Below are 26,124 nucleotides of genomic sequence, written 5' to 3' on the forward strand. Positions count from 1 at the left end.
ACGCTTAGTTCCCGTAACAATAGTCACGAACTAAGCATTTATTATTATAGTTACCAGAATTTATGTGACTCCGTATATTTTCAAAATAGTGGTTAGATAGAAACATTTCATTTTTGTAAACTAACGAACGCCACTCTGGATTTTCGATTATTTTTTTCGTTTTGTCTGTCCTGAGTTCACACAACAACGTATCCAACAAGAGGGCAATATTTACTGGCGAGAAATTCAGTCTTGGGAGTGATAGCCAATGCTCCATTAAATTATCAGTTATTTCTAAATTTCCCATCTCCGGCGTTGGCTTACCACCATATTGCAAATGATATATAGGCGAAGGTTGCTTTATATTGGCGCCAGGCGCAGGCGGCAAAGCATAATCAAAATGAAACTTTCTTATTAATTCCTTTTTTAAATCGTTTTTACCAGTAATTGCTAAAAAGTAACTACATAGAGAATAATTCCCCGTCACATTTGCACCTAAAAGTACTGTGTGAGGTGCGTCTTGCACTTCCATCTCAAAATCGATGTGAAGAATAAAGTCACCAGTTGTTTTGGTAAGTAATGCTTTGTTATCGTAATAAGCTTGTTGAATTTTATCAAATAACGAAGGCAACTCTTTAAACATTGTTGCTCTCGTGCTTATATGCTCGAGAGTTTTTACTTCATTTTTTTTAAATTCGATAATTGTAGGTTGCTTATCATTAATCTTCATTCGGCAGGATTCATTAATCTGATATCTTCAAAAAACAATAAACTCTCGTAATCGGGATGAAGTGAAGTATATTTTAGCCGCATGGGTTCTTCCTTGGCTCCCTTGGTCTCATCGATAAATGCAACCGTTTCAGGAAAACTTTCGCCTGAAGCATAGCACTTGGCAAAATCATTTTCATCCAGCCCTTTAATTCCACGGCCTTTTTCCCAAGGTAAACCGCGAACCTTACTATTCAACGATATGCAATCCAGCAACTCGCTTTTCCACCATCTTTCTCCTGCTGAGTTTGCGAATACTCCCTTGTATCTTGCCTTTTTAAACTTTTTTTCCAGTCCATTAAAAGCATTTGGCGTTATCCCTGCCAATGTTGAAGCCCAAAGTTGATTATATACAAAGCCTGGTCTGGCCAAAAGCACCCCTCGAGCCCATCGTGAAATCTCAACTGCTAAACCTCTGTCGTTTAAGTTTTCTTTCAGGGCGGTAGGTATGATCGATTTTAAATTTTCGCGATCTTGAGAAGGCGGCTGAAACAGATTTATAAGTCCCTCCAAATCATGAGGCTTGTTATTTCTTATCAAGGCAAATGATTTAGCGATAGCTAAAATTTCAGTATAATGATTTGAAATATTTTCAATCGGCAGAATTTCTTCGTACAACGCTTTCTGTTGACTATCAACGACGCCGGGATCAACCCCCGATATGCAAATTATGGGACATTCAGGCCATTGCTCCCGTATGTATGCAGCAGCCGTTGATCCTTTTTTAAACACACCTGAACTTGCGTCCTCCAAATTATGGTCAATTATAAGCAAGTTCGGCTCATTCCCATTTAGTATTGATGCTAATACATCATTTAAATTTTTGTTTTTTACGTCTTTGAAGTCGATGGATACGTTTAATTGATTAGACATTGTTTTTGAGCCATCCAGCCTTTGCGGGTTGTCGTCAATCCAAATAAATTTTAGCTTTTTACTCACGGTAATTTGATTTCTAAATTTGCGCTCCAACCTGTAGGCGGTTTTATAAACCTTACCTTGCCACTATGAGCGTTTACGATTTCTTGAACTATACCCAAACCTAATCCACTTCCACTGCCGACTATCATTTTATCTTCGGGATTTAATCTCTTTTCTAAGTTTTTGTATAGCTCCCCTTCAGGATCAGAAATAAACGGAATAAACACCTCATTAAATTTAGATTCATCTAAACCTAACCCTGTATCGCGAACGCTGATGACGTTAAAGCCATCGCTACGCTGGGCAGTTATTTGTATTCTTCTATTTTTACCAGCCGCTATAACCGACTTGATAGAGTTAGATAATACATTCAGCAAAACAGAATATACCTCAGCCTCTAAAATATTTTTAATTACTATGTTGTTGGCCACTCCACTGTAATCTATATCAATTTCATACTTGTGTGTAATTAGAGTAAATACCTTTTCAACTTTAATAATCTTATCTTTCAAAGCCACTTGTCCGGGCTTTGACTGTTTTTGATCAACACTAATTAGTGAAGTCATTTTTAACAAGTCGTCAAGTCGGTCTTTTAACTCTGAAAAAGTTGAAGTAATTTTTAGCACCTCATTTCTTTCTTTAATTCCAAGCTTAACCGCTAAATGGGTTAAAGAATTTTTGCTTTGTTCTAAAAGGCCAAGCAACGATTTTACTTCATGTGAAAATATCAACAGTAACGTTGATGTTGAAGCGACTAAACGCAAATGCAGTAATTCAGCTTTATTGCTGGCATTCTGTTTTTTTATTACTTCCGTTGCCTTTAAGAAAGAAACTTGCGCGTTTTGGCGTTGATAATCAGGTAGGGTATTAACAATATTTGTAACCTCACGCTCTAAATAGCCAATCGCCGCATCAATATATTTTACTGGCTCAATTGTCTCATTTAAAAGGCCTTCAAAATCTCTTGCTGCTTTAAGTGATTCTTCCTGCGCTTGTTGACGAATAAAAAAATCGCGATAAATAGTCGACCAATCAATAGAATACCTTACAAATTGTTTCAGCTCATCAACAGCTGTGGAGGAAATAAACCCCTCACGATTGAGTTTCATCTCAAATCCTTTTGAAGTTTCACCTATATTAACATTTCCCAAATAACTTCGCATAGACAGCATAGTGAGCAATGTACGTGATGGATCTACACCTTTCAACGTTTGAGCAAATGCTAACAGTTCATTTTTGGGCGAAGCCTTTCGGATACCTCGATCTTTGTCAATTTCTAACCAATCATCATCACCATAAGGGAACACGCGGAAATTTTTATATTTAACTTGAACTCCGCCCCATTCCGGCAATATTTTTTCCATGTTACTTAGGGAGTTCAAAGATGTATCACGCATTTGGGCGCGTTCACCAACCATTATCCCAACCCTAAGGGATATATCATTTAGATGGGGGAAAGTCTGTGTAGACGTTATCGTCTTCTTTCCTATTCCTAAGGCATCGAGTTCACATACGGCTTGGTGCTTTTCATTTATTTTTGCGGTTAATGTTCCCCACCCTGAGTTTATGAAATCTTCTCGAATATCTCGGACCCCTCCTTCGAAATCTGGAGCGACAATTTTAACAGTGAAACCAGGGTCATCCTGAAACCCTTTTCGTTGCGTGCCGCTATTTGCAGATAAAACGGCTAATTGCCTTTTCAGCCAATTCCACCCCCGTAAATTCCATTCCTCGGTTATATCTGTAATCACTAAAGTTGTTCCAGTAACGTAATTCGTACCTGTTATTTGTTCACCGGGGCAATCGATATCGGTAACTTCAGTTCCAGGTTTAAAATCAGTCCAGGGAAACAAGACTTCCGTCTTTTCTACATTTGGTTGCAAACCGACCAAATTACCTTCCGATGTACTTATAGAGATGAGCCGAAGTTTGCCGCCTAACCTTCTACATGAAAACCTTCCAATACCTTTCGCCCCTGTTAACGGACGTCCAAAAACCGCTGAAACGTCATTTGCGGCCTTATTTGTAGTAGCAATTCGCATCCAATAACTCTGTATTGCGTTAAAATTCATGCCCTTTCCATTGTCAATAACATGAATTTCTGATTTGCCATCACTGTCGCTTTTAAAAACAATTTCAACTTCAGTTGCATCAGCATCATAACAGTTTTTCACTAACTCAACTAAAGCGATATGAACCGTTTCAACCAGTTTTTCGCCCAGCTCTCTTAGTAAGGCACTGTCAACTTTAAATCTCAATATACTCATGCTTTATATTTGGAATATCATAACCAAGGTAATGATAATCTAAAGTTATCAATATTCATAAACTGAATACGTGTTTGCCCTAAATTTTTCGCCTTGCATCATTTTTTTATTTTTTCATCAGCTCTCTCAAACAATTCATTAATTTAGGCAAATACGTTTAGTAGACACCGTAATAATGATATATGAAACTGGATATCGAAGTCATCTGCCTTGAAGAACCTGCTTTTTACAAACTATTGGAAGATGTTGTTAAACGGCTAAAACTTGAAAATAATATTCAAGAAGATGAGTATATTACTGGTGAAGAAGCTATGAGAAAACTTGGTATTACCAGTAAAACCACCCTACAAAAACTCAGGGATAACGGGAGTATAAGTTTTACAAAGGATACTCCGACAATGATGTACAATGCACAATCAATTTCCGTATATCTCAAAAGTAAAACCCTAAAAACATTTTAAATGGAAAGCAACCAAATATCCGAAGAGCAAGAATATGTAGATGCGTTCAATTTAGGCAATATATTGAGCAAATATTCACCAGAGATAGGCGATTTTATACTTGGGCTTAATTTTAAAGGCTCTCAATTAAAAGCTGTACAAGATGGCGTTAAACTCTCAATAGATAAGGAAAAAGCACAGGCTACCCCAAAACCATCTTTTCTAAAAAACGATCGGTTTAGCAACAACGATGCCGATAAAGAGTTGCAATCAGGCAAAAACATTGAACCCGAAAAGTAATCGATTAAATCGGCTCAATATCGGGTTCAACATTACCGTTATTGGGATTAGTCAATTTCGCTATACGTTCTCTATACCCCTGGTCGGCACGTTCATCGGATAGCTTTTTATCCATATAGTCCGATGATGTATCCATGTCTTTTTTCTCACCCCGCCGTTCCTTAATTTGAAATCTGCTTAGGTTCTTGTATTCACCTTCTCCTATATGTATTTCTAAGGTTGAGCGAATTTGCTTTGCGGTTTTTTCAGCAACGCCTTTTAAACCTTGTTCAATTTTACCTCTTAAATCATTTTGTACATCTGCCTTGCGTTGCTTTAACTCTTCGCGCCTGCGTTGGTAAACATTGTTATTATCGTTATTATAGCCGGGAGGCCTTAACTCAAATCGTGGTCCACGATCTGCCGGTAAATTATCCAGTTCTACTTCTATATTAAACAATTCAAACTGCGCCTCACGTGTAGGCTGCTCGAATTGGGAAAACTGCGGCGGGTATAGCGGTTCAAATAAATTCTCTGTCCCCATGTTTTTATTGAATTATTCGGAAATCTATACTAAGATACATTTATTAGATAATTGTTGCATAGAAAAAGTTGAGGATAGTTTGACAGATCAGTTACCTGCTGCCCAACAAGCCGTGTTTACATCTATGGATGGTAGAAATGAAGCAATTAAATGGGGTGACCTGGAAGTCGCGGCGAATACACTTCCTGCGTATGAGCAAACCGGATTACTTCTAATTAAAGAACGTTTGGGTTACTTGCCCCCATCAAATATTACTTTACCAATTGAACCCCATTTACGTACACTACTCTCGAATTACAAAGCGGGTGTTATATCATTTGATAAAATGATAAAGATTGCAGACGAATATATTAAACTTGCTCGTAACGAAGATATAAGGCGGAATACGACATTAGTGTACGATCAACAAATGTATGAGAAGTACCATACTTTTTTACCGCATTTGACTAATGCAGTACAACAGCGAATAGCGAAATTCCTTGGTTTCATGCCCGATACAAATTACTCTGTAGAAGCAGAAATATTTTTGAGGAAAGTTATGGCCACCGACACGGTATACCTCGGCAATGAAATTACTGAATATGACAAGCAAGCTATCACGATATTATTATATCGTAAACGATTATTAGCGTCAGGCTTACAAATTGCAAATGCAATGGCTTTGATATTCGCTACTGGCTAATGCTATCTCTTGAAATACACATCTGTTTTCATGAAAATTGTCTTCCATGCTCCATCTTACTAAATTGCAACTAACGCTAAATTTGCAAATGGCAATAAAATGATTTTTATAGCGGGGTCGCTGTTAATTGTTTAGAATTATATATTAATGAGTAATCATTTATTTACCTTCAAAGGATTTATTTCCTTTAAATACCATCTGTCATCACAGTATAGCAAATGCACATCAAGTAAATAATTTACTGGCTTGGTATAATGCTTAGCATATTTTATCCATTTTGTTTCTAACGTCCCCACTTGCTCAAGTGAAGTATACAAATTGTCTAAGTCTTCCTCATTAACAACAATTGGGGGATTATCTATGTCGAAAGCTGCTCTTATATTGTGTCGGCTATCGATAAACATATCGGCTATAAAAAACAATTTAACTTGGCTGGATGCTGAGCATCTATCTAATAAATCAAATTTGAAATCCCAAACGTGCACCTGATTAATCTTCCAATAATCAATATAGGTTTCGGAAAAATTATCCAGGCTGTTTTGCCATTTCGTTCTTCTAACATTTGGATGCCAATAGGTGAAACCTATCTCGGTCATAAATGTACATTCAACATAGGCAAGATAATCAACAATAAATTCTTCTACCTGCGTTTCAGCGATCGCTTTGATTTTATCGAATTCAATTTTTTTATTATTTGAAATTCCCGGCAATTCATGACGCAACTTTTCTTCTTTTGATATCGGATCATAAAAATCGTTTACTAAGTAAATGTCTAATTCAGGATGATGTTTTGTTATAAACGAATGTAAAAATAACTCACCACAAATATTATCTCTTGTACTGTAATCATCGGAATAAGCGCTTAACTTAATCTCATTTCCTACATCAGGGGGTAATGTTTCTCCCATTGCAAAAAAGGCGTTCGCAAATAAATAACTATCAATTTGCTGATAATCGCCAAATACTCGTACACCTTGTACGGCCGAATTATCATAGTTTGTTAGTGTACGATAATAAATTCTCCAATCACCATGCTCGCCAATTACCTTTGAGATGACGAAAAGAAATTCGCCTTTTTCAATTCTTTTGGCTTTCCAAATAGATTCCGATTTGTGAGCGTAATATCGGCCGGTACTTGTTTTCCCTTCATCATCTTTAAGGATATTTTTCACAAAATAATCAGCGAACTTATAATAGAACTTCTCGAATACCTTTTTGTGAACCCTCATTGCAAACTACTGTGATTTACTGACGGTAAATATACGAGTGTACTACGCACAAAATCTTACAATCTCACAAAATTCATAATGTAAGATTGTGGTTAAATATCCTTCCGATCATTGTGGTGTGATATGATACAATATGTTTTGATATGGCTATCTGTTAAAATTGAGAGTTGAATTTTTAGCCAGTTTATCTAAAAACTTTTGGTTGTGATCTACAAGTTCTTTGAAATTTTTATTAACCATGTGAATTGATTCCGGAACACCGTTACGACAGTATCCTCCGCCTAAAATCGTTTCGCTATATGCTGTAAAATCGTTAAGAGCCTGGAGATATCCAAGCGCCCGCTCGCGACCAAATTTAGCTTCGTACCGCTCAAAGTCGGATTCTTCAATCAATTTCCCTTGCTGACCAATAGCAATACTCCTTGGGAAATCGATATAGCCCTCAAAAAAATCCATAGTGCCCTCCTGGTTAAAAAGCGGATGGTAAGCCAAATGGTTGATTCTGTCAATCAAATTCGACATATGCCAAATAAAGGACGAAATCAAGAAATGGGAATAACACCGAAATCCCTAACATTCAGGTTGCGAATTGCCGAAACGCAGTAATAGTAGGCACAGACACCAAATTCTTAAGATCATGAGTTTTACAAAAGATCAACAGAACATGTTAAATGCAGGTGGCTACAAAGCATCAACCAATGATTCCAACAAATGGATCAATGGCAGTGGCCACACTGTTACTAACAGAGGTGGTACAACGATCTTCAATACAGATCGCCATACCACAAACGGAAGCGGTATTTCGAATACCACTTTCGGTAAGAAAGTGAAATGATAGCTTTCTTAAGCCATCCATTGCCACTGCGATGGATGGCTTTTTAATAACAACTAAGCAATTACAGCAATGAAAAAGTTTGATTTAGATACCCCCCTTATCCAGTTTGAAGATAGCACAGGCAAACATGCCTGGGCCATCCGCAATGCAGTTGAGGGAGTACAAATATTCGGTGGTATAGGTTCAGGCAAAACTTCCGGCTCTGGTAGAACTTTGGCAATCAAATATTTAACTGCGGGTTTTGGTGGTTTGGTTTTAACCGTAAAACCGGATGAAAAGGATATGTGGAAGTATTATTGCGAGGTTACAGGGCGCTCTTCCGATTTGGTTATAATTGAACCAGGTGGTGAATATGGGTTTGATTTTTTACAATATTTATCAAGCCAAAAGAATTCCGAAACACCGATAACAGCTAACATCTTAGAAACGCTGAAAACTGTTATTCGGGCATCCGAGGAAAAAAGTAGTGGCAGATCGGACGACCCATTTTGGGAAAAGTCGTTGGACATGCTGTTATTCCATGTTATCGACCTATGCTCAATCGCTTACGGTAATACAAGCGTACAAACCATGTACGATATAGTGCAAACCTTGCCTAAACTTACCACCGCGCCAAAAGAAGATAACAAAGCTACCGCATTTGAAAGTGCCTTTAAAAAGGCTAAGGCGATTGTCGAAGTTGAAATTGAAAAATGGTATAAAACCCTTTCACAGTTTCAAAAGGATGCATTAGGCGAAGAGGAAGAGTTTGAAGAGGCCGTTATGGATGCAATTCCGCAAGCGAGGCTACTTAAGTTTTTAGATACTTTCTTTTTTGAAACCTTTAAAAACCTGAGCGATAAAACCCGCTCGATAATTGAGTTCAGTTTTAATGGTTTTTTGTTTCAACTTTTAAGAGAGCCTATCTATTCTATGTTTTGTAAAACCAAAAAGAATGTGAGGCCGGAAGATAGCTTAGAAGGTAAAATCATCCTTATTAACCTGCCTGTAAAACTTTACAATAAGGTAGGCAAAGATTGCCAAACACTCTTCAAATACATCTGGCAGGTCGAGATGGAGAAGCGCAATGCACTAACCAATGATCGCCCTGTGTTTCTATGGGCAGATGAAGCGCAAAACTTCTTCACGGAACATGACCCTATATTTCAAGCAACTGCGAGAAGTAGCCTTGTGGCAACAGTTTACATTACACAAAACCTACCTAACTACCATATGGCGATGGGTGGCTCAAAAACGGACGACCGGGTAAAGGGCTTCTTAGGTACGCTCGGCACCAAGATATTTCACGCCAATGGCGATATAGAAACAAATAAATACGCTTCGGAATTAATAGGGGATGCTTTTTTTTATGACCCTTCCCGCTCTGTAACAACCGCCGAAAAGTTCTCTCGTAGCGACAGCGTAGGCCTTAAATTGGATAGGAGAATTAGGCCGGAAGAGTTCATATGCTTAAAAACGGGTGGCGAAAGAAACAACTACCGAGTTGAAGCCTATATCCAGGTTCAAGGCGATCAGTTATTTGAGGGCGGAAACTTTAAAAAGGTAAAGTTTAATCAAAAGTATAATTAACAGAATAATCACAAATATTAAAAACTAAGAAAATGAAAAGGAACTTGTATTACAAAGGAATGTACCAAAGGAAGAATGTTATTAAAGACGCGTTGATGTCATTAGGCGCATGGACGTTATCATGGCCGCGTTTATTGCTTGAAGTTTTTATCCGTAAAAACTTTGGGGAGCGTTACTTCTCATTGTTTACGGCCATATCCTTAACCTGTGTTTTATTTTGGTTGCCGATAGGCATCGATAGAGCACGCTTACCGTTTGGCGGTGGTTCGGTAACAAGTGTTATTGGTCACAACGCCACATGGTATGTTTACTTGGCGGCGTTCGTGTATTTTGCATTTAAAAGGCAAAAGGAAATTAAACGAGAAAGAAGCTGGTTTGAAAAAAAGTTTAGCCTTTACAACGGCGACATTAACCCACGCTTCCACAATTTAAAAATTGGCAATTGGGTTATTGATCGCCGCACAATTTCAACAACGTATGAGCCGCTCTTCTGCTTTATTGTTGGCTTAGTACTTACGGCTTGCCTTCAAAAAATTGGAGTGTTAATCATCTACAGTAGCATCTGTTATGGAGTTAGCTATTATGGTGAGTATTTGAGTGGCGATCATTTTGTTATGGATATGATGGATGAAATGATAGCAAACGAGAACCTTGTAAAGTCGTTTGTAAACCAAGCCCCGCCCGAAAAAACTAACGGTTTTGAAGTAAAAGGTACTCCGCCGAACAACCCTGATTTCAGACGAAAAGTAGCTGACAACATGTTAGCGGACGATGAACCTGTAGAGGTTTATTAAGGCATAAGCACTGCTTAGGGAAGATGTCTGATGCTATTTTATAATCGGGTCTTAATTGTTTTGTTAACAGTGCCTAAGCAGTGCTTACCTAATTCGTGTTTAATAAAGTTAAAGTTATAACATTAACAGTATCCAAATACTGTAAAACTTCCACGCATGATACGCATGGTTCAAAGTAGTTCATCAGCACATGCCAAAGCATACTTCTCTGATGCACTCCAAAAAACAGACTATTATTTAAACGACCAAGAACTGCAAGGGCAGTTTTTTGGTCGTTTGGCCGAACGCATGGGTATAAAAAAAGAGGCAACAAAGGATGTCTTTTTTGCTTTGTGTGAAAATATAAACCCCGCCAGCGGTGAGCAGTTAACACTACGTAATAGGGATGATAGAACGGTTGGATATGATATTAATTTTCATTGCCCGAAATCGGTATCAGTCATAAATGCGCTATCCGGCGATAATCATATTATAGCGGCATTTCAAGCAAGCGTTTATGAAACCATGAAAGATATCGAAGCCGATAGCATGACCCGTGTACGCAAAAATGGGGCCTATGAAGATCGTAAAACAGGCGAGCTGGCCTGGGCAGAGTTTACCCATCAAACGGCTCGGCCTGTGGACGGCTCTGTGCCCGACCCTCACTTACACAGCCATTGCTTTGTATTCAATGCTACATGGGATGCGCAAGAAAAAGAAATTAAGGCCGGGCAGTTCAGGGATATCAAAAGAGATATGCCTTATTACCAGGCTCGATTTCATAAAATACTCTCCGATAAATTAATTGACCTTGGTTATCAAATTAAGCGCACCAACAAATCGTTTGAGATTGAGGGTGTACCTAAAGGCGTGGTTGGATTATTTAGCAAGCGTACCAACGAGATCGGTCAATTTGCTAAAGAGCACGGCATTACTGATGCCAAAGCAATGAGCGAATTGGGCGCGCGCACCCGTTCAAAGAAGCAAAAAGGGCTAACGATGGCCGAATTGAAAACCGAATGGGTAAAACAAATAAACGAAGAGGTTATTTATGAGCCACAAGAAGCGGATAAGGCAATTCGCTTCGCTCCGAAAAAAGAGGCTATTAAAGCCAAAGCTGTTGATTGCATCGACTATGCCGTTAACCATGCTTTTGAGCGGGCTTCTGTAATGCCCGACAGGCGGCTTTTAGAAACGGCATATAAACAAAGTATTGGGAATCGTTCAATAGCATTGGACGACATTACAAATGAATTTTTAAATGAAACCAACATCATTTTTATAAAAGATAAGTATCGTACCTATTGCACAACGCATGAGGTTTTAATCGAAGAAAAGCAAATGGTTGATCTTGCCCGGCAGGGTCAAGGCAAAATGAAGCCGTTATTTAATGATGTACCTGTGATGCAACTTGAGGGCCAACAAGCCGAAGCCATCGCACATATTCTAACAACCCCGCACCAAGTATCAATTATTCGTGGTGCTGCTGGCTCTGGCAAAACTAAAGTTATGACAGAAGCCAGTAACCTCATAAATAAAGCAGATAAAAAACTATTTGTTGTTGCTCCTACAACCCAAGCACGCGAAGTGCTAATAAAAGAGAATTTCGCAAATGCCGAAACGGTGGCAAAGCTTCTAATAGATAAAAAGCTTCAATCCGAATTATATAATCAGGTGCTATGGGTGGATGAAGCAGGTTTACTTGGTACAAAGGACATGAAAGCTTTGATCGGGTTGGCTGTGGAGCAAAAGGCCCGTTTAATTTTAGGGGGTGATACCAGGCAACATGCAAGTGTTGTGCGTGGCGATGCCCTGCGAATATTAAACACAGTTGGAGAGATTAAAACCGCTGAGGTAAGTAAAATATATCGCCAGCGCAACTCAAATTATCGGGCAATTGTGGAAGATCTTGCTAAGGGCAATATTAAAGGCGGCTTTGATAAATTAGATAGTATCGGGGCTATTAAAAACGTTGACCCATTAAACCCTAACGAAGAATTGGTTAGCGATTATATCAACACAGTTAAAAAAGGTAAAAGTGCTTTAATCGTATCACCAACGCACCAACAAGGCGATGCCGTTACAGATATTATACGTAGTAAATTAAAAGCTGCCGGGGTTTTAGGTAAAAAAGAGCTCAAGGCCGCAAAATTTATCAATACGAATATGACGGAAGCACAAAAGACAGACTGGCGCAATTTCGAAGATGGGCAAATCATACAGTTTAACCAGAATGTGCCACAAATCAAACGTGGTACAATTTGGGCAGTAAAAGATATAACTGAAACAGTAATAAAAATTGAAAACCCAAATAAAGAACATCAAATATTACCCTTAGATAAGCCTACGGCGTATGATGTTTTTAAGCCATCAGAAATAGGCTTAGTAAAGGGTGACAAGGTAAAAATTACGCGTAATAGTTTCGATCTACAAAACAAACGACTGAATAACGGTCAATCGTTTGAAGTTTCTAAAGTTAATAAATCGGGCAAAGTTGTGTTAATCAATGGTCAAAGTAAATCAAGGTTTATACTCGACAAAGATTTCGGGCATATCACACATGATTACTGCACAACATCGCATTCCGCACAGGGTAAAACCGTTGATGAGGTTTTTATATCGCAACCGTCATCAACCTTTACAGCTACAGATGCCAAGCAATTTTATGTTTCTGTATCTCGTGGCCGGGATAACGCAAGTATTTATACAGATGATCGTATAGCGCTCCTTGAATACGCTTCCGAGGTGGGTGACAGGCAATCCGCATTAGAGTTGGTCGGCAATCACAATGCACATATTGAGCATGTTGAAATGAATGAAAGAGCATCACAATTGGCCAAACAAAAAGCAATTACCAACGAAACTAAACAGTTTAAAAATAGAGATTATGAGCCAGAACTTTAAATTGAAGTTTAGCGATGCGCCGTCAAATAACGCTTCTACTACAACTCCGCATGGTGATAATGTGCAAAATTCTGATACGCTAACTTCCATACGTAACCTATGCTTTGAGTGGCCTAATGGAAATATGAAGTTTTTAAACTATGCCTACTTAGTTACATGTGAGTTCTATCCCGATCAAAGCCAAATTCTCATTGTGTTTACTTCCGACACAATAAGTATAGTTGGTTCAGGGTTGGCAACCTTATTCGAGGAATTGTTAAACCATATTCCGAAACGCATTATTTGCATCAATCCACGCTATGCGCAAACGGATGATTCAGAGGTCGTTATTACCAGCATTGAGATTTTAAAAAATGTATCACAATAATGCCACTTAGGTAATGCTTGTACGTTAATGTTTTTTTCGATTTTTTTTTGAGATATAATCTTGCACTGCATGATTTAAATGCTCATGTAAATCACCATCTATCTGTTGGAGTTGCGATAAAAGGTCACTATTTATTTGATATCTGATTGATTTCACTTTTATAATATCGATCAATCTCATTGGTAACTTTATTACTTTGTCAAATAAAAGCTTTGTTACAGTTGCGATGTTTCGTTTTGGTGATGTTACACCCGCCGCTCTATCTTTGGCTTTGTGAATAAATTGATTAAAATCCTCTTCGTAAAATTCTTTTACATTCTGCCAAACATGATTTGGAAGTGGTAGATTAAAAAACGCACCGGTATCTTTTTGCGCTTGTTTACTGAACTCCTGAATTTTTGATTTACCCGCCAGATAAGCTAATCTCGTATTGATAATGATGAAAATTATATACCTTCTCTGTTCTTTGGTGATTTCTGTCGGGTTAGCTAATGGATCAGAAATGTTGTGTAAGCTTTCATTTTGAAAAATACGACTCCAAATATCTCTGTGAGAAGCCGCTAATTGGCATTCGAAATTGAGCTTGGCAATTTTATTGTTTGAGATAAAAGTTCTTATTGCAAAAAGAATAGCAATAAGAGCAACAATCTTATCTACGGTTATATTAGGAACTAATATATCTTTAATTGGGTCAATATGATGCTGCGTGCATAGTTCATTGAACCAATCATTTAAAGAAAACATCAAATCAATTTATTAAATACCAAATTAAAGTTGGCAGTGAACTCTCCAAAGCTTATTGAAAGTTCTTCGCTTATTTGCTTGAGGTTCAAATACGGTTGAATTTCAGATGGGTCTTCGGAATAATACGCACCTTCTAATTTGCCATCAACATAATTGTGAACTAATATTTTTTCATCATCAAAAAGCAAAAAGTCGCTAAATATCTCCCTATTGATTAGGTCATCCAATTTATTGCTTTCCTCTAAAATAAAAATTCGTTCACCAATTTCTTCGGCAATCAGATATGAGCTAAATTGCCTAAGAACGTATTTACTCAATGGAAACGTTATATACCTTACCCTTTTGAGCTGAACGCCTCGTTCTATTACATCGCTATAACTTTCTTTTTGTTTAAAGACATTAGCTTGGGCATTTTTTATGATGCCTGGCATTTGGCTACTCGGTATTTCATTCCAGTTTGTTATATTATACTCAACATAACTTTGTGATGTTTCCAACTTAAAAAATTGTTTTTTTAGAGTAGGATAAACTTCATAATATTTTGCAAAAAAATCATCGTTTGAGAGAAATTCCATGTTATTTCTCCAGCTCAGCGACGGTTGATAATTTTTCAATAGCCGAAAGCATCGTAATACGTGGGATGATAACCACCCTTTCACCTTGGCTAATAATAGCATCTGTATAATCAAGGTCTACAGTATCAGTAATGTCTTTTCCTATTATTACGAAATCACCGTTTTCTGCTTCCCAAATATCAGGACATGAAGGACTTGAATCAGTAACTCCTAATTCAAGAGGGCTTTTCCCTGGTCTGTTTTTTAATTTAATTTTCATGATTTAAGGTTTAGTCGATTAAAATAAAGACTTAACTAACAATATATTATATGTAATACTTTAGCAATGTAAATATAATTATTAGAAAATACAATACGTAGAATAGTTATGTGCTTAATAACCATTCTACGTATTATTTATTGCTTAAATACTCAGACGATACAGAAAATCAACGGCTTTAGTAGCTGCACTTGCGGCTTTAAAAATACACCGCTCATCTTCTTTAAGGGCTTGGAGCCATGAACTGATATAGGCTGCATGGTCGCCCTTTTCTACAGTCGCTAACCCAAATCCGGCACAAAGGAAAGCCGCTCCAAATTCGGCGACCAGTTCTTCATTTGCGTAGTTTTGATCTCCGAATTTTTTACCCTTTTCACGGTTAATGCGATGTTCCGCACCTGTCCAGTGGGTTAACTCATGCATCAAAGTTGAATAAAACCCCTCGGTTGCTGTACAGGTAGCAGTTGATTGAAATTTTTCGGGGTATGGGATTAGAATTTTATCTTCAACTCGATTGTAAACTGCACCCTCCCCATGTGTTTCTATTAACGCACCCGTATTGGCAATAAATTCATCAACCTTGTCAATCTTTTCAACCATGCTGTAAATATCCAAACAGTCGTCTTCTTTGGGTGGGGTATAGCTGACGAGTTGGCAACGATTGAAAACGTAGTATTTCTTAATGAATGGTATCTTTTGCTGTTCACCGTCAATTTCCTTATCAATCGTATCGTATTTAACAATGATGCTTCCTTTCTCATTTAATCGTACACTTTCATTTTTGCCTTGCCATTGCCTGAAAGTGGCCCACTCATCTGTATCAAAGTTGTTTTTGATCGCCGATGACCAGAGGAGGAGTATATTTATTCCCCTGTATCTATCACCCGTTACAAGGTTTGCTGGAATTTTAAAAGCTTTGGCAACGCCCCCTTTCCAGGGCTTTTGCCACGGGATAACTCCATTCTCCAATTGTTGAATGATTGTATTTGTGACGAGAGAGTAGATATTAATTGTCCCGGCTTTTTGGGGTTGTGTTGTAACTGTGTTTTCCATTGCTAAACCTTTCCTGCTTTAGAGTTAATGGTTACAAGAGATGATCAACCGAAGTTTAAGCGAGCAAACCGGCTGAAATTTTGGTGCGCGAGGAAGCCCTATTAGGGCGGGGGAAATTTTAGTTGGTGTCGGGAGAGGCTTCGGTTAATCTGTTGTAAAACCATTAACCGTGTTTAAATCAGGAAAAAAAGTTGGATAACCATTCTAACAGCCATCCGAACTTGCGGTGCAGATATGAATGCCAAATATAAATAGTCTTTAACATGGCATCACCTATACGGTTAAATTGAGATTGTACATGTGCCAGGCGTTAACATCCTTATATGGCCGATATACATCATTCATTTTTTTATGTGTTAAATCTTGTTCCGTTTTAAAGAACTCAGCCAATGACAGTGTTGCCCGTTCTCCAGCAACATCATTATCCATCCATGTGTAAGCGATTTTGTATCCATAGTTTCTGATGTACGATATTGCATTTGGGACATTCGTAACGGAATTGAGAACGATTACATCATCATCATGACCCTGCCCGTTTCTGGTCACTAAAAATGTCAAATAGTCCATAAAACCTTCAAATAGATGTACGCCATCCGGTTTAGATTTTTTACCTCGGATAAAAGTAATTGATTTAGGTTTAATGCTGCTTTTGAAAAACGGGTTGCGTAATTCATAGCCGCCATCTTCGTTTTTGAAACCCAGAGCATAAAGTCCCTTGCGGGTTTCCGTGTGGGTTATATAAACTTCCAAAAGATGCTTTTTGGCAACGTTGAAAGGAATACCACGTTGTTTTAGGTAACGGATAAGAGCTAAATCTTCTAACGCCTCCGTTCTAATGATTTTCCACTTGGATTTTTTAGGTTTGACTTCTTGTGCTGGTACAAACTTATATGGGTCGAAAATCATATTATTGATATAACGCAATGCATCAGATGCTGCGTGTTCGTAGCCTTTATATTTTAAAATCTCGATAGCCAGGGCAATGATTTTGCCACCTTTTTTTAGGCCGTGGTCGTACCATACATTATCAATCTTATCGACATGAAAGCTTGGTGTTTTCTCTTCTCTGATCGGCGAAAGGTAAATAGCATCTGTGGTGGTTTCTTTAGTGGGCTTAAACTTTAGATTATGCAAAAAGTCAGTTATAGGCACAGTTTTAGCTTGCTCAATATTCATTGGGCTTCTCCAAATAATTTATGTTAAACGATGTTTTGGTTGAAAATTATCGACTAAGGCGGGAAATCAAATGTTTATCCAATTTTGAGCGCACGTATCGTACACTACGGCCAATTTTTACCGGGTTAAGATCGTACATTTTAACACTGTCCCATACTGCCATTGTGCCATAAGTGGAATTAATATAATCGGCAGCTTCTTTGCGGGTGAACAATTCATCATCGGGTGTGTTCGGACAAAGCCCAAATCTTTTAATAAAATGTGCTCTGCTGTATCTGACAGTTCCACCAATTTTAATTGGGTTTAGATCATGAAGGTTTTGGCTATCCATGTTCGCTAAGCCTCCCGGCGAAAATTTAATTAGCCGGGCTGCTGTTTTACGATCAAATAATTCATTATTCAAATTTATCATTTTATGAAACTCCGTAGTATGCTGATTTATATTTCTGTTTATTAAAGAGGGGTGGATTACTAAATGATTTTTTTTTGATATACAGAATAAAATAGTTCTGTTAATAACAGATTATAAAAATACATTATGAGCATACAATGGTGTGCGCGATTGTTCTGTATAGTTCTGTGTATTTATCATCGCTGATTAATAAAACCGCTTTGAGATTATTTCATTTCTAATTAGTGCAAAGATGATTTCGCATTTTTAGGAAGGAAGAATAAATGAATAAAAACCAAATTGCTACTAAAGCTAACTATTCACATGTGACAATTAGAGATTTAAAAAAAGCCTACCAAATAGCTGCCAAAGTTGTTTCAGATTATGGCGATGTGTACTTGCCAATTTTCAAGCGTATGCATGAAGAAATGAAATCCTTTGAAGCAAACAATCACCTTTGGGATTTAGCGATTAAATTAGGCAAAGAGAGCGATTAAAAAAGTAGTTGCTTTTATGGTGGGTTCTTGTAGAATGGAGATATAAAACATTACACCTCATTGTACACAAATTGGTATACCCAATGGCAAACGAGGGAAATTTTTTATACAAATTCAAATGATTACAAATTTGAGTTTGTGGGAAACGGTCTCCCTGTCTCCGCCAGTTTTTATTTGTAAAACGATGTTTGAGTGATAATTACTCTTTAATAACATTAAGTTTTTACAATAATTGGCTCGGACGCTGGTAGATGGTTTCTCGAATTTGGACACATTCGATTACACATTTAGGGATACACCAGCCATGAAACATCTTATTTACCAAGCCAATTCGTACTACTTCAACAAACGTGTTCCGTTTAATCTTCGGGAATACATAGCCAAAAAATTGATTAGGTTTTCACTCAAAACCGATAGTGAAAAACTGGCAATAAAGTTAGCAGCTATTGAAAATGCAAAACTCGAAATCTATTGGGATGCGCTATTAAAAACAGGCTTAAAGCACTCGCACGAGAATTACAAAGCTGTCATAGAACGTGCTGGTCTTTATGGTTTTTACTACCAAAAAAGTAAAAACATAGCTGAGTTGCCTTTAAACGAGGTTGTAAATAGGCTTTTACATGTTGGCGAAAACTTCACACCCAAAACTGCCGAGGCGGTTTTAGGTGGAGTTGAACAACCAATTATTATGCTTACGGACGTATTGCCCCACTTTTGGGAGTTGAGCAATGATATCGTTCTTACCAAAAGCGAAAATCAAATAAGAAAGTGGAAGAACCCTCGAATACTTGCCATGCATCACTTTATTGTTTGTATCGGCGATAAGCCATTGGCGAATTTAGATCGGGACGATTTTCTGAAATATAAAGATTGGTGGATACAGAGAATTTTAAATGAAGAAGTTGGGCCAGGCACCGCAAACAAGCATCTTATTTATATAAAAACAATGATTAGACGAGTGTGCGAACATTTTAAAATAAAAATTGATGCAACTCATCTTTTCGCACGATTGGCATTTGACGATGACTACCAGCCGAGGCCGCCATTTTCAACAGAATATATCAGGGACACTTTACTCAATGAGAAAAACTTAGCGGGTATGAATGAAATAAATAAATCTTTGCTTCATGTTTTTGCGGAAACGGGGGTGTTGTTTTCTGAACAAACGAGCATTCTACCTGAGAATATAATTTTGAATCATGCAATCCCGCATATAGTTATTGAGCCGCAAGTGAAAAGGAAATTAAAAACTAAGTATAGAAAACGTATTATTCCTCTTACGGGCTACGCCTACGATGTATTTTTGAAACACCCTAACGGATTCAGTGAATATCAAGATCGTTCGGATAACCTGACTTCCGCTACGGGTAAATTTCTTCGGGAGAACAATTTACTACCATCAGAGAAGCATTCTGTTTATTCATTAAGGCATAGCTTCCAAGATAGATTACTGGCAGCTAAAACTCTCGATAGAGTGCAAGCTGATTTAATGGGTCATAAGTTCGAGCGTCCCACTTATGGCAGTGGGGCCACCTTAGAAGATAAATTAGAGGCCATGAAAAAAATTCAGATAAAACTATAAAAAGAAAGCCCAGGCAATTTGCTTGGGCTTTCTTTTTATTAAGGGGAAAATGGGGTTTATTTAAAACTTGGGCCACCCGCCTTGCGTAAAGCTACACAAATTCGCTGGCTGAATTGTTCGGCGGTTTTCAGGCCGCCATGTACGCCGATTTTATGGACGGGGTTTCTTATATCGTCCAATTCTATTGTTACATGGTAAGCGTTACGACCATTCCTGTCAGTAACGGTGTTTGTGGCAATGCCTGTTACCTGATTAACTTCATAGCTTTTATTGCCAATCTGTATTTTTCCGGTTTTATAAAAAATCGTAACGGTACGTTGTTTAAAAAACTCGTCTGTATCCACAATCCTGCCATCGGTAAAAAAGCGGTACACTTTCCAACCCGTTACTACAATGAGTATCAGGACAAGCAGTATTAAAATTAAGTTCATAGTTATAGGTTTTAAGGTTTACAGGTCTAATAATTTCTTTTTCTTGGCTTCGTATTCGGCCTTTGTAATTGCACCCGCATCAAGCAGTTTTTTGTATTTAGCAAGTTCATCGGCAGCACTTGGCGCAACTGCTGCTGCGGTGCTATTAGGGATGTTCTTTTTGCAATCAGCTATCTCGCATGTGCCAATGGCATCTTCAATGTACATATCGTAATTACTGATATTACCCATGCCCACTGTAAACACGATACGTTCAGCACCATTTGACTTTTCGGAGCGTATCTTTTTTATAATCGCACCTCGCCCCGCAAAATTTCTGTCAAGATCGTATTGCTCTGCGCCTTTGCCGGATTGGTAAGTAAGGGATTTAGCCCAACCGCCCATTTGCACATACATAAAGTTTCCTGATGTGCTTGAACCTCGCCCTAATTTTACCGTATCACCAACGTGGTACGTGATACCGTTAGATGCTTTGTATTCGGTTTTTTTCTGTGCCATCACCCCGATAGCAACAAGGCATAGTATGCCAGTAAGTAAAATATGTTTCATAAAGCGTTGAGATTTATTAGTAACTCAAAAATAAACAAAGTTTTCTAAATTTAGTACTATAGTACTAAATTTTATCTTACACGGTGTTCGATTTTTGAGCATGGCGGAACGCTCAGAAAACGATTTAAAAATATTCGGCGAGAATTTGCGGAATATCAGGACGAGCAAAAAGCTTTCAACAGAGAAACTTGCAAATATTGCCGAATTAGAGTTGGTACAAATTAACCGAATTGAGTTAGGGAAGACTAATCCAAAACTTTCTACGATCTACGCCTTAGCAAGAGCATTAGAAATAAGCCCGGCAGAGTTATTTAAAATGAAAGACTAAATCTTCACTGTTTTTTCTTTTCCATCTTTCTACCCATCACATACGCCAACGAAAGAAAAAATCACTATTTTGTATGATTGATTTTTAATCATCAAATAAGCCGTGAGTAAAAAGTTTCAATTCTTAATTATAATATTCCTTATTACTCAAATTACCTGTTTGGGGCAATCAATTGAACATTTACAAATTTATATTGGTCAGACCTCATCAGAGGTACAAAACATTGTAGCTAAAGAAGTTCAAACCCATTACAATGCTCGCGATTGGCTGACCAAGACGAGCGCAAAAACTAATTACGTCGATGGACGAATTAGCGAAATTATGATGCTAAAGGAAAATGTAATGATTGAAAAATTTAATAAGGGTGCAAATTACTGCGTACACTATGTTATGAGTAGAGATACGTTATCTCATATAATTACCGAGTATTTTAACTTGACATTACAGGAAGTGAGGGCGTTATTAGTCAACGCTCAAAGTACTAATGTTCATGGTTATTATTTTGATCGTTACCTAAAGAGTTATTGCAAAGTTTATTTGTCAGGAGCCGGAACAGTTATAGAGTATTATCAAAAGGCAATAATGTCTGCTTTACCATTAGCAATCCAAGAGCAGCTTCAAATGCTAAACAAAAAATTTGATTAGACACAATATATCTAATAACCGTAGCCATGTCCTGCTGAATCACACCAGCATTTATTTAACTGTACTCCGTATGTAATAGAGTCATATTTGCTTTTGGTGTTTGTTAGTTTAATGCTATCAATAAATTTATTATAGTTAGGGATTACACCCGTCTTTAATATTGATCTTTTTTCGAATAATCGGAAACTTTCTCGGATTTTAATATTCGTATCGTATCCTGTAAATATCGCAATGCACTTCGAGTGGTAATTGGCGGGATTAATTGAAATAGACTTATCGTTAATCTTGACCACAATCGCATGGTTTTTTGTGGAATCAATGCTAACACATTTTATCAATAAACTTGTTGATACATCGCCTTTAAGTACCGATTTATCAGCAATTTGAACGTCATCAAGAAATACGCGAACATGCTTAACGGGCACATCATAACCTTGAGAAGGATCAATAAAAACCGATACTGATTTTAAATTATCTTTCGATTTACATGACGCTAAAATTAGCATCAACGTGACTATAATTAGAATTTTCATTTTATTTATGTGATGGGTCAGCAATAGGTAATGGAACAAGCATACCGTATCTTCTGTTACCAACATATGGATGACTTTGCGTTGAGTAAGATCTTGAAACTTGATTTCCATCCGAATCACGGTTTTGTTTGTTAGTTATAATGGCTCTATTAGCTCCTTGATTAAGCATGCCACTTGAAGCATTATAATAAATATCTATCACTTGTTTATTAGAAAAATTGGCCCCCTGACCTGTGTAAGACATCGGATCAGATGTACTGTTGGCGTTTGGATGGTCAAATCCCATATTATGTCCAACTTCATGAAAGGCGATATCTGTCATGCCTTTTAAACTACCAGTCGCTTCAACATAAGAAATTTTTCCGTTTAATCGAGCGACTCCAACTGCATCACCTCCCCCTAATTTAGGATCGGCTTTACCAGTAACCTGATCCACAATGGCAACTAAGTGATCACTGTTCTTAACATCATTTATTGAAGATGCTGCTTCAAATTTTGCATCTACATTATAAGTTATATGTGTTGTCCCGCCGTCATTGTTTTTATACGAATCCGTAGCTGTTTGAGCATTATATCTATCATTTAAGGATGCCGCAAGTTCGCCAGCTCTAACAGAACTTACGCCTGCGGCGTCTAAAACCTTGCCAGTGATGTGAATTGTGCGGGTCTCTGTAACATCTTTTCCATGCTGTACTCTGGTTGATGTTGTCCAGACAGAGTCTCCATTCATATCTATATTCTTAATAGGATTAAGAGCAGCGTACTGGTATGTGCTGATTCCCTGAAATTTCTCCGCATATTTATCAATGACCAAAAATCTTCCTATTGTAGGATCATAGAACCGCGCGCCATAATCGTATTGACCCATTTCCTCTTGCAATTCTTTTTTGTTGTAAAGGATGTCATTTTTTGTCCCAAAAGCATAGCGATTATAGTTCAAGCCATAAGGGTAATAGTCATCTTTTTGAATTATCCTTGCAACGTGACTGCTATCGTTGAAACTTACTCTACTATTTCCTAAATTATCAGTAAGAGTATATTCATAGCTAAAACTGCCATCGGTCTTCCGCCTGGCAATTCCTTCTCCGGTTTCTAAGTAGTCTATTACGCCATTAAAGTAATGTATCCCATTATCGTAGTCGACTGTGCCGAAGGTTGTGTTTGCACTTGTTCGCCTGAGCTTATTACCATCTGCATCATAAGTGTAACTAATGGTCTTAGACCCAGAAATTGCGCTTGGTAGATTAAGAATATTATAACTAATATAAGCGTTGTTATGTGCATCATAGGATGCATTGCCGTTACCATCATATTGGTAATTATTTGCGGTTAATCCAGTGACATTTAATAGATGATTGCCATCATAGCCGTAGGTGTAATTATAAGTGGCTGGGACGCGAGGGTCAACCCTTGTCAATGTTTGTAAATTACCTGTTTTGTCATAGGAAATATTACTTTCGGTAAAATTCTCATTAGAAATACCGCTTAAAAGGCGGTTCATTTTATCGTACGAATAGGAGTAATTCTTTGTTAAATTACTGCCTGTTCCCCAATATTGATCGGCTATGTTACCATTAAATTGCGGAACCGTGCCATCATTGTATTTAAGTTGAAAAACAAATAATGCAGCACTGTCCTTTACCATCCAGCCACGCTCATTATAAGTATAATTCAAGTTTTGTAAAAAACTTGCCCCTCCGTCAGCACTATGCAGCGATTTGGTTTTGAGTTGCCCTATTTCGTTATAGTCAAATTTTGCTACTAAAATATTAGTGCCACCATTGATTTTTTTCCATTCTTCGATTTTTCGTCCTGTATGGTCATACGCAAGGCTATCAATGATGGTTAATAGGGGATTACTTCCGTTATGATGGTCTTTAATCGATGTAATCATAGTATTTGTGAAATCATAACTATTTTTAATTTCATCAAAGTTGTTGGTATTGTAATTCGTTGTACCACCCACATAGTGCTGCGCAATAGTTTTGACAATATTAGCCTTGTTATCATAGTAATGTGCCGACCAAAGCAGATCGGAGTTATCTAAGATACTTGTTAGAGATACAGTAAGCAATCCATTGGTCATTTGGCTATACTGCGCATGTTTATCGTATGCGCTTGGCAAATTTGGAACACTATAATCGTCATAGTAATTTACCGTTAGTATTTTCGAAATATTATTTGTTGGGAAAGTTGTAGAAGTATAGTAATAGCTACCTGTATTCGTATTATCTCTGCGTTCCCATAAAGAAGTTTGAGAATTAACTAAAGTTTGTAAGTCTATTCTGCTTATGTTTACACCACCATTATTCCAGATTCCGGTAACTACAGGTTTTCCGAAGGCATCATATTTAACAAATGCCCATTGATTATTAATTCTCTTTAAAGAATCTTGTGTAGCAACAACTTGGTCTATTTTATTATAGATTATATATTCACGGCCTTTACCGGGGATTTTTTTCTCTATTAACCTCTGTCTCTCGTCATAACGGTATTGGTAACAAAATTTATCAAGAGTTGCCTGGGTTATTGCGCCATTGTCAGGATCAGCAGAAGCGGGTAAAACAAATGCTAAGTTTCCAAAATCATCGAAGACGTAATAAGTTGAGTGAGCCACGCCTCCTGTATTATAAGACCTGTTTAAAACAGTGTTCCCTTGCTTATCTTTATATTCTTCTGTTGTACCTGCATTCCCATCGGAGTTTTGCCAATTTTCGTCTTTGAAGATATTTATAAGTAGTTGGCTACCACCGTAACTTCCGCCATCTACTAAGTAGGGTTTATCATTACTGTCGTAACTAACCCGATACATTTTTGCCCAGCGACCATTTCCAGATGATGATGAAGCATCATTTGTAGTATAATCCATTTTTACCGTGTGACCAGGAGAGCTTGTACCGGTCTTACCTGTAAGTTGCCAATTGTCACCGGGTGCACCTTGCTCAATTGGGCGATTTAGCGGGGATGCCTCAAAAGCTGTTTCTGCAAAAGGGAAATTATTTTTCTTTACACCAGGTGCATTCCATCCTGAAATATTTGATGGGTTACTGTAAAATGACATTTGATCGGAGAATCCATTAACTTTGAAACTACCATTGCTATTTATTGGCAATGCTGAAAAGGGATCGTAGGTTGTATTTTCACGCCCAAATTGGTCGTAGGCTATTGGGGTTACAATATCTCTTAGCGTGGGGCTGCCTTTAACTTGAATTATTTGCATCGGACGACCCAATCCATCAATATATTGGACGGTAGCCATAACATCACATGTTGTATTATTAGGATCGGCAGGATTTGTTATTCCCGCAACTCTTGGCGTATAAGTTACAATGTAATTTTGATTGTTGGTAAGTGATATGCCTAACGGGACACAGTTAGGTGTTATACTTCCTGAAAAGTTATCTGATGAGAAACCATTTGAAAGTTCTATTGTATGAGGGGCCGTATATGTCCCCGTTGTATTCGCCTGATTTAATATTAGCTGTCCAAAAGCATTGTTTACGGCTAATATATTTAGGAAAATGATTGAAAAGCGCCAAAGAATTTTTGAATGTAATTGATAATTCATAAATCAAGGTTTAGATACTTGATTTAAAGATATGTATTTTAATATCAATATTTATTATTTCCCTGTGTCTTTTTGAAAAGAATAGACCTATTCGATTTCTGAACCTAATTGGCTCTTTATTTTATTTACTCTGCCAATTACCGTTTTCAAAACATCGTTAGAAGCTTTATTAATAAAGGCGACCATATAGTTCATTGTTGTAATGATACTGTTATGCCTGAATATTTTTTGAAGCATCA

Annotated in this window: 28 protein-coding genes; 12 read left to right on the plus strand and 16 right to left on the minus strand. The window is 37.6% G+C overall.

The genetic code is table 11. The features are described from left to right. Positions 1-4: 4 nt before the first annotated feature. From KXQ82_RS05665 to KXQ82_RS05675, 3 genes are read right to left on the minus strand one after another with little or no spacing between them, the layout of a single operon-like run. Positions 5-709: a hypothetical protein gene (locus KXQ82_RS05665; RefSeq protein ID WP_219487188.1), complete on the minus strand. Its 705-nt coding sequence runs from the start codon at positions 707-709 to the stop codon at positions 5-7. Then, positions 706-1,686 carry a response regulator gene (locus tag KXQ82_RS05670; RefSeq protein WP_219487189.1) on the minus strand — a complete coding sequence of 327 codons (981 nt, stop codon included), beginning with the start codon at positions 1,684-1,686 and terminating at the stop codon, positions 706-708. The genes KXQ82_RS05665 and KXQ82_RS05670 overlap by 4 nt, the downstream gene beginning before the upstream one ends. Next, positions 1,683-3,932 (minus strand): ATP-binding protein, encoded by a 2,250-nt coding sequence (locus KXQ82_RS05675; RefSeq protein WP_219487190.1) that lies wholly within the window; start codon positions 3,930-3,932, stop codon positions 1,683-1,685. The genes KXQ82_RS05670 and KXQ82_RS05675 overlap by 4 nt, the downstream gene beginning before the upstream one ends. 182 nt (positions 3,933-4,114) lie before the next feature. Here KXQ82_RS05675 and KXQ82_RS05680 point away from each other — a divergent pair, with 182 nt between their 5' ends. Both KXQ82_RS05680 and KXQ82_RS05685 read left to right on the plus strand, forming a co-directional pair. After that, positions 4,115-4,393, plus strand: a complete 279-nt coding sequence (locus tag KXQ82_RS05680; protein WP_255563462.1) for a helix-turn-helix domain-containing protein — start codon at positions 4,115-4,117, stop codon at positions 4,391-4,393. Continuing rightward, positions 4,394-4,672, plus strand: coding sequence for a hypothetical protein (locus KXQ82_RS05685; RefSeq protein ID WP_219487191.1), 279 nt, complete (start codon positions 4,394-4,396; stop codon positions 4,670-4,672). 4 nt (positions 4,673-4,676) lie between these two features. Here the strand turns inward: KXQ82_RS05685 and KXQ82_RS05690 are convergent, their stop codons facing one another. Further along, the gene (locus KXQ82_RS05690) at positions 4,677-5,195 is read right to left on the minus strand and encodes a hypothetical protein (RefSeq protein WP_219487192.1); all 519 of its coding nucleotides are present in this window, start codon (positions 5,193-5,195) and stop codon (positions 4,677-4,679) included. On the opposite strand from KXQ82_RS05690, the gene KXQ82_RS05695 reads away from it, so the two are divergent. Then, positions 5,194-5,877, plus strand: a complete 684-nt coding sequence (locus KXQ82_RS05695) for a hypothetical protein (RefSeq protein ID WP_219487193.1) — start codon at positions 5,194-5,196, stop codon at positions 5,875-5,877. The two genes, KXQ82_RS05690 and KXQ82_RS05695, sit on opposite strands and share 2 nt — an antisense overlap. A 155-nt stretch (positions 5,878-6,032) precedes the next feature. On the opposite strand, the gene KXQ82_RS05700 is transcribed toward KXQ82_RS05695, so the two are convergent. Further along, a complete protein-coding gene (locus KXQ82_RS05700; RefSeq protein WP_219487194.1) occupies positions 6,033-7,049 on the minus strand; it encodes a hypothetical protein in 1,017 nt (338 codons plus the stop codon). Positions 7,050-7,253: 204 nt separating this feature from the next. Further along, entirely contained in the window at positions 7,254-7,562 is a 309-nt protein-coding gene (locus tag KXQ82_RS05705; RefSeq protein WP_219487195.1) for a hypothetical protein, read from the minus strand. Between the two features lie 181 nt (positions 7,563-7,743). On the opposite strand from KXQ82_RS05705, the gene KXQ82_RS05710 reads away from it, so the two are divergent. The 5 genes from KXQ82_RS05710 (at position 7,744) to KXQ82_RS05730 (ending at position 13,554) form a co-directional block, all read left to right on the plus strand. Then, positions 7,744-7,941, plus strand: coding sequence for a hypothetical protein (locus KXQ82_RS05710; RefSeq protein WP_219487196.1), 198 nt, complete (start codon positions 7,744-7,746; stop codon positions 7,939-7,941). A gap of 69 nt (positions 7,942-8,010) precedes the next feature. After that, positions 8,011-9,510 (plus strand): type IV secretory system conjugative DNA transfer family protein, encoded by a 1,500-nt coding sequence (locus tag KXQ82_RS05715; protein ID WP_219487197.1) that lies wholly within the window; start codon positions 8,011-8,013, stop codon positions 9,508-9,510. A gap of 32 nt (positions 9,511-9,542) precedes the next feature. Next, positions 9,543-10,304 carry a hypothetical protein gene (locus KXQ82_RS05720; RefSeq protein WP_219487198.1) on the plus strand — a complete coding sequence of 254 codons (762 nt, stop codon included), beginning with the start codon at positions 9,543-9,545 and terminating at the stop codon, positions 10,302-10,304. Positions 10,305-10,460: 156 nt separating this feature from the next. Further along, entirely contained in the window at positions 10,461-13,187 is a 2,727-nt protein-coding gene (mobF, locus tag KXQ82_RS05725; RefSeq protein WP_219487199.1) for a MobF family relaxase, read from the plus strand. Then, positions 13,171-13,554 carry a hypothetical protein gene (locus tag KXQ82_RS05730; RefSeq protein WP_219487200.1) on the plus strand — a complete coding sequence of 128 codons (384 nt, stop codon included), beginning with the start codon at positions 13,171-13,173 and terminating at the stop codon, positions 13,552-13,554. The genes mobF and KXQ82_RS05730 overlap by 17 nt, the downstream gene beginning before the upstream one ends. 24 nt (positions 13,555-13,578) lie before the next feature. On the opposite strand, the gene KXQ82_RS05735 is transcribed toward KXQ82_RS05730, so the two are convergent. From KXQ82_RS05735 to KXQ82_RS19795, 6 genes are all read right to left on the minus strand, one after another. Beyond that, the gene (locus KXQ82_RS05735; protein WP_219487201.1) at positions 13,579-14,301 is read right to left on the minus strand and encodes a hypothetical protein; all 723 of its coding nucleotides are present in this window, start codon (positions 14,299-14,301) and stop codon (positions 13,579-13,581) included. Next, on the minus strand, positions 14,298-14,873 hold the full coding sequence (locus KXQ82_RS05740; RefSeq protein ID WP_219487202.1) for a DUF6879 family protein: 576 nt from the start codon (positions 14,871-14,873) through the stop codon (positions 14,298-14,300). Before KXQ82_RS05740 ends, KXQ82_RS05735 begins: the two co-directional genes overlap by 4 nt. 1 nt (position 14,874) lies before the next feature. Continuing rightward, positions 14,875-15,132 (minus strand): hypothetical protein, encoded by a 258-nt coding sequence (locus tag KXQ82_RS05745; RefSeq protein WP_219487203.1) that lies wholly within the window; start codon positions 15,130-15,132, stop codon positions 14,875-14,877. A 144-nt stretch (positions 15,133-15,276) separates the two neighbouring features. Then, positions 15,277-16,185 carry an ArdC family protein gene (locus KXQ82_RS05750; protein ID WP_219487204.1) on the minus strand — a complete coding sequence of 303 codons (909 nt, stop codon included), beginning with the start codon at positions 16,183-16,185 and terminating at the stop codon, positions 15,277-15,279. Between the two features lie 273 nt (positions 16,186-16,458). Then, positions 16,459-17,361 (minus strand): DUF8464 domain-containing protein, encoded by a 903-nt coding sequence (locus KXQ82_RS05755; RefSeq protein WP_219487205.1) that lies wholly within the window; start codon positions 17,359-17,361, stop codon positions 16,459-16,461. 46 nt (positions 17,362-17,407) lie between these two features. Further along, positions 17,408-17,773, minus strand: coding sequence for a hypothetical protein (locus tag KXQ82_RS19795; RefSeq protein WP_255563464.1), 366 nt, complete (start codon positions 17,771-17,773; stop codon positions 17,408-17,410). A 263-nt stretch (positions 17,774-18,036) separates the two neighbouring features. Here KXQ82_RS19795 and KXQ82_RS05765 point away from each other — a divergent pair, with 263 nt between their 5' ends. Both KXQ82_RS05765 and KXQ82_RS05770 read left to right on the plus strand, forming a co-directional pair. After that, positions 18,037-18,249, plus strand: coding sequence for a hypothetical protein (locus KXQ82_RS05765; protein WP_219487206.1), 213 nt, complete (start codon positions 18,037-18,039; stop codon positions 18,247-18,249). 304 nt (positions 18,250-18,553) lie between these two features. Further along, positions 18,554-19,831 (plus strand): DUF6538 domain-containing protein, encoded by a 1,278-nt coding sequence (locus KXQ82_RS05770; RefSeq protein ID WP_219487207.1) that lies wholly within the window; start codon positions 18,554-18,556, stop codon positions 19,829-19,831. A gap of 56 nt (positions 19,832-19,887) precedes the next feature. Here KXQ82_RS05770 and KXQ82_RS05775 read toward each other — a convergent pair whose 3' ends face one another. Continuing rightward, entirely contained in the window at positions 19,888-20,262 is a 375-nt protein-coding gene (locus KXQ82_RS05775; protein ID WP_219487208.1) for a hypothetical protein, read from the minus strand. An 18-nt stretch (positions 20,263-20,280) separates the two neighbouring features. Beyond that, complete coding sequence (locus KXQ82_RS05780) at positions 20,281-20,811, minus strand: SHOCT domain-containing protein (RefSeq protein WP_219487209.1); 531 nt, start codon at positions 20,809-20,811, stop codon at positions 20,281-20,283. A 100-nt stretch (positions 20,812-20,911) separates the two neighbouring features. Here KXQ82_RS05780 and KXQ82_RS05785 point away from each other — a divergent pair, with 100 nt between their 5' ends. Continuing rightward, entirely contained in the window at positions 20,912-21,139 is a 228-nt protein-coding gene (locus tag KXQ82_RS05785; protein ID WP_219487210.1) for a helix-turn-helix domain-containing protein, read from the plus strand. Positions 21,140-21,241: 102 nt separating this feature from the next. Beyond that, positions 21,242-21,784, plus strand: a complete 543-nt coding sequence (locus KXQ82_RS05790; protein ID WP_219487211.1) for a hypothetical protein — start codon at positions 21,242-21,244, stop codon at positions 21,782-21,784. A gap of 11 nt (positions 21,785-21,795) precedes the next feature. Here KXQ82_RS05790 and KXQ82_RS05795 read toward each other — a convergent pair whose 3' ends face one another. Together KXQ82_RS05795 and KXQ82_RS05800 are read right to left on the minus strand one after the other, a co-directional pair. Further along, positions 21,796-22,317 (minus strand): hypothetical protein, encoded by a 522-nt coding sequence (locus KXQ82_RS05795; protein ID WP_219487212.1) that lies wholly within the window; start codon positions 22,315-22,317, stop codon positions 21,796-21,798. Position 22,318: 1 nt separating this feature from the next. Continuing rightward, on the minus strand, positions 22,319-25,885 hold the full coding sequence (locus KXQ82_RS05800) for a DUF6443 domain-containing protein (RefSeq protein ID WP_219487213.1): 3,567 nt from the start codon (positions 25,883-25,885) through the stop codon (positions 22,319-22,321). Positions 25,886-26,124: the final 239 nt, after the last annotated feature.

This window comes from Mucilaginibacter rivuli (genome assembly GCF_019391655.1).
Classification (GTDB): Bacteria; Bacteroidota; Bacteroidia; order Sphingobacteriales; family Sphingobacteriaceae; genus Mucilaginibacter; species Mucilaginibacter rivuli.

Excerpts from the sequence above, each read along its gene's own strand:
- KXQ82_RS05665 (WP_219487188.1), bottom strand. The coding sequence starts at position 709 with ATGAAGATTAATGATAAGCAACCTACAATTATCGAATTTAAAAAAAAT.
- KXQ82_RS05675 (WP_219487190.1), bottom strand. The coding sequence starts at position 3,932 with ATGAGTATATTGAGATTTAAAGTTGACAGTGCCTTACTAAGAGAGCTG.
- KXQ82_RS05680 (WP_255563462.1), top strand. The coding sequence starts at position 4,115 with ATGAAACTGGATATCGAAGTCATCTGCCTTGAAGAACCTGCTTTTTAC.
- KXQ82_RS05685 (WP_219487191.1), top strand. The coding sequence starts at position 4,394 with ATGGAAAGCAACCAAATATCCGAAGAGCAAGAATATGTAGATGCGTTC.
- KXQ82_RS05695 (WP_219487193.1), top strand. The coding sequence starts at position 5,194 with ATGTTTTTATTGAATTATTCGGAAATCTATACTAAGATACATTTATTA.
- KXQ82_RS05690 (WP_219487192.1), bottom strand. The coding sequence starts at position 5,195 with ATGGGGACAGAGAATTTATTTGAACCGCTATACCCGCCGCAGTTTTCC.
- KXQ82_RS05705 (WP_219487195.1), bottom strand. The coding sequence starts at position 7,562 with ATGGATTTTTTTGAGGGCTATATCGATTTCCCAAGGAGTATTGCTATT.
- KXQ82_RS05710 (WP_219487196.1), top strand. The coding sequence starts at position 7,744 with ATGAGTTTTACAAAAGATCAACAGAACATGTTAAATGCAGGTGGCTAC.
- KXQ82_RS05715 (WP_219487197.1), top strand. The coding sequence starts at position 8,011 with ATGAAAAAGTTTGATTTAGATACCCCCCTTATCCAGTTTGAAGATAGC.
- KXQ82_RS05720 (WP_219487198.1), top strand. The coding sequence starts at position 9,543 with ATGAAAAGGAACTTGTATTACAAAGGAATGTACCAAAGGAAGAATGTT.
- mobF (WP_219487199.1), top strand. The coding sequence starts at position 10,461 with ATGATACGCATGGTTCAAAGTAGTTCATCAGCACATGCCAAAGCATAC.
- KXQ82_RS05730 (WP_219487200.1), top strand. The coding sequence starts at position 13,171 with ATGAGCCAGAACTTTAAATTGAAGTTTAGCGATGCGCCGTCAAATAAC.
- KXQ82_RS05740 (WP_219487202.1), bottom strand. The coding sequence starts at position 14,873 with ATGGAATTTCTCTCAAACGATGATTTTTTTGCAAAATATTATGAAGTT.
- KXQ82_RS05745 (WP_219487203.1), bottom strand. The coding sequence starts at position 15,132 with ATGAAAATTAAATTAAAAAACAGACCAGGGAAAAGCCCTCTTGAATTA.
- KXQ82_RS05750 (WP_219487204.1), bottom strand. The coding sequence starts at position 16,185 with ATGGAAAACACAGTTACAACACAACCCCAAAAAGCCGGGACAATTAAT.
- KXQ82_RS05755 (WP_219487205.1), bottom strand. The coding sequence starts at position 17,361 with ATGAATATTGAGCAAGCTAAAACTGTGCCTATAACTGACTTTTTGCAT.
- KXQ82_RS19795 (WP_255563464.1), bottom strand. The coding sequence starts at position 17,773 with ATGATAAATTTGAATAATGAATTATTTGATCGTAAAACAGCAGCCCGG.
- KXQ82_RS05765 (WP_219487206.1), top strand. The coding sequence starts at position 18,037 with ATGAATAAAAACCAAATTGCTACTAAAGCTAACTATTCACATGTGACA.
- KXQ82_RS05770 (WP_219487207.1), top strand. The coding sequence starts at position 18,554 with ATGAAACATCTTATTTACCAAGCCAATTCGTACTACTTCAACAAACGT.
- KXQ82_RS05775 (WP_219487208.1), bottom strand. The coding sequence starts at position 20,262 with ATGAACTTAATTTTAATACTGCTTGTCCTGATACTCATTGTAGTAACG.
- KXQ82_RS05780 (WP_219487209.1), bottom strand. The coding sequence starts at position 20,811 with ATGAAACATATTTTACTTACTGGCATACTATGCCTTGTTGCTATCGGG.
- KXQ82_RS05785 (WP_219487210.1), top strand. The coding sequence starts at position 20,912 with ATGGCGGAACGCTCAGAAAACGATTTAAAAATATTCGGCGAGAATTTG.
- KXQ82_RS05795 (WP_219487212.1), bottom strand. The coding sequence starts at position 22,317 with ATGAAAATTCTAATTATAGTCACGTTGATGCTAATTTTAGCGTCATGT.
- KXQ82_RS05800 (WP_219487213.1), bottom strand. The coding sequence starts at position 25,885 with ATGAATTATCAATTACATTCAAAAATTCTTTGGCGCTTTTCAATCATT.